At 63.5% G+C, this 2,514-nt stretch carries 2 protein-coding genes; one reads left to right on the forward strand and one right to left on the reverse strand.

From position 1 onward, the window contains the following. The coding region (locus tag ABZ642_RS09320; protein WP_360479648.1) for a hypothetical protein at positions 1-381 on the reverse strand (381 nt) is incomplete at its 3' end. Positions 382-2,262: 1,881 nt separating this feature from the next. On the opposite strand from ABZ642_RS09320, the gene ABZ642_RS09325 reads away from it, so the two are divergent. Next, positions 2,263-2,514 (forward strand): hypothetical protein (locus ABZ642_RS09325; protein ID WP_360479651.1); only part of this gene is annotated, 252 nt, incomplete at its 3' end.

A 2,514-nucleotide genomic window follows, 5' to 3' on the forward strand; every position in this document is an offset into this window, starting at 1 on the left:
CTGGGTGCCGCCCTGGGTGTTGCCACCCCTGCCGCCTTGGGTGCCGCCCTGGGTGTTGCCGTTGCCACCGCCCTGGGTGCCGCCCTGGGTGTTGCCGTTGCCGCCGCCCTGGGTGCCGCCCTGGGTGTTGCCACCCCTGCCGCCTTGGGTGCCGCCCTGGGTGTTGCCGTTGCCACCGCCCTGGGTGCCGCCCTGGGTGTTGCCACCCCTGCCGCTCCGCGATCCCTGATTGTTGCCGGTATTGCAGTGTTTCTGCTTGCACGGCTTTTCCGGCAGCAGGGTCTGAGCCTGCGATGTACCTTTACTGGCTAGCGTCTGGACGTGGGAAACTGCGCCGGTCACCGCCGGCGCCGCTGAGGCAGGGGCCCCGATGACGGCCATTCCTCCAGCCATTGTCGCCGACACTATTGCTGTCGCCATCTTCTGCTTCCGAGTGTGCCGCACGCGCGTGCTCCTCTCTTCCGTATTAAGCACTATTCGCTTTGGCGTCTGGTCATGCGATGCGCAGAGCGTGGTCCGATCCGATCGTGGTGTTGTCGGCCACTCAGAAGACACGTCCGGCCAATTGAAGGCCCAGCGCATTAGCCGTGAATTTCCTTCATCCCACACCTGAAAGGTGCTGGCTCCGCCGGGTGCTTCAGTTCTGCTGCCGGGCTGAGTGCCAGTGCAGCCCCTGGAGGCCGGTGTGCGGGAAAAGAAGCACCGCGCGTTGTAATCCCTGGGCGCCTGGATACCTGCACAGCGGCGAAGTTACAATCCCGATACTGGTCTCACGCGTCGGCTGAGTCAACTCGAATCGTGGGCTATTAAGGGGCCTAACCACACCGCTTGTCACTAGAAAGACCCACACTTTAGATCCGAACGACCTCAGGGCCTCCGTTGAGCCCGTTACCGTCAATTTACTTCGACGGCAAAAGATCGCCGCAATCCACATATAGACTCGGGCGGCCCTGTAGCTGGAATTAGCTACACCTGCGTCCCGGCTCGGCTCCAGCCCGGTTACTTGGCCGCCGACCATGCTGGACCAGGGCGGGGGCGGGTACCTCCTCACCCGGCGGCGCTCTGTCTTGTCCTTCGTCCGTGCTCCAGCGGTCTATCGGTCCGTCGGGGCCACGGACACCGGCCGGAATCTCCGGCGCATGCGGGTGTGCCACCTCGGTGCGCCACCTGGGTGGCCGGCGCAAGCGTAGAGACGAAGGCTTCCGCGACGGCGACAGGATGCTGGCCGCACACGGTCTGTAACAGCACCCAGCTCCTGGTCGCTGGCGACGGGGACAGAGGTGGTGTCGCAGGTTCCGCACGCGGTTGCGCTGCTCGCCGGCCAGCCGTTCCTGGGCGGAAGCGGGCGAGGGTAAGCAGCCTGCCGGCGGCGTGGCAGCCTGACGGTGCTGGGTCAGTGGTTGGCCCAGTGGGGTTCTTGGGATCGCGATGACCGCGAAAATCGCGCTGCTCGGGCTGTGGCTGGCAGGCCGAAGTCGATGAACAGGCCGAATTCCCAGGGGCCACGGCGAAACCGAGGGCTGAGGACCGTGAAGCTCCACGCGCCATCCAGCATCCCGGCCTCGCCCAGGATGCCGAACACGTGGACGTTCTGCCGGGGGCGAAGAACCTCCCTGCCGAACCTGTCGTGGGCGTCAGTCGAATAATGCTTCTGTATCTTCTGGGCGACGGCCTGGCGGCGGGAGTGCAGCGGTAATGCGGCATGCACGGACGGTCATGGATGAATGTCTTGTGAACGCAACGCATCGACGTGCTGCATGTAATCCAGAGAGCCAACCGAGGCTCCGGCCGTGGGAAGAGTTCTTCGAGTTCTCGCCCCCTTTTTTTGCTTGTCGGTACGTCGTTGATCGCGACGGCCTCACCGTTCTGGAGCGGGGCAGGCGGCGTTCGCGAGCAGGTCGACCGAGCTGCCAAGCAGGGCTAGCCCAGCAGTAGTTGGAGCGGCTGGAGAACAGTCGACCGGTCGAGCAGAACATGCTCGACGCGCTATTCGGACCTCCCGGCCCCGTGGTGGCGGCGGTGCGCGACAAGCTCGAATACGTCGCCGAGCCCGATGAGTCCGGCCGGTCCACCGCAGGAGCGTCGGTCTGGCCCCGGTGGGCCATGGGAGTCCCGCACGCAGAAAATCCCACAATCACGGTGCAGTCTGCTTAACACTCTGTATGGGTGACATTGCCGTGTTGCTGTAGTTATGGAGTGATGTGTTGCGACAGTTTAGTCCACAAAGGTTCCTATCTCTATCTACAACAAGAAAGGGGTGCTGTGAAAAGGTTTGGCATCTACGCAACCCTGCCTTTTGTCGCTGCCGTGGCACTGGCGGGCGCAACAGCGGGCCAGGCTTCCGCGGAACTCCGCAACGATCCTGAAATCCCCGCAGGAGTTACCATTGTTTTCAACAATGGCGGGTCTTACGGAAATGTTTTTAATGAGGTGAACGGCAACAGCAATAGCACGCAGGTCGGGACCGGGAACACCCAAGGTGGTACGCAGGGCGGGACCCGGAACACCCAGGGC

This window comes from Streptomyces sp. NPDC007157 (assembly GCF_040634235.1).
Lineage (GTDB): Bacteria > Actinomycetota > Actinomycetes > Streptomycetales > Streptomycetaceae > Streptomyces.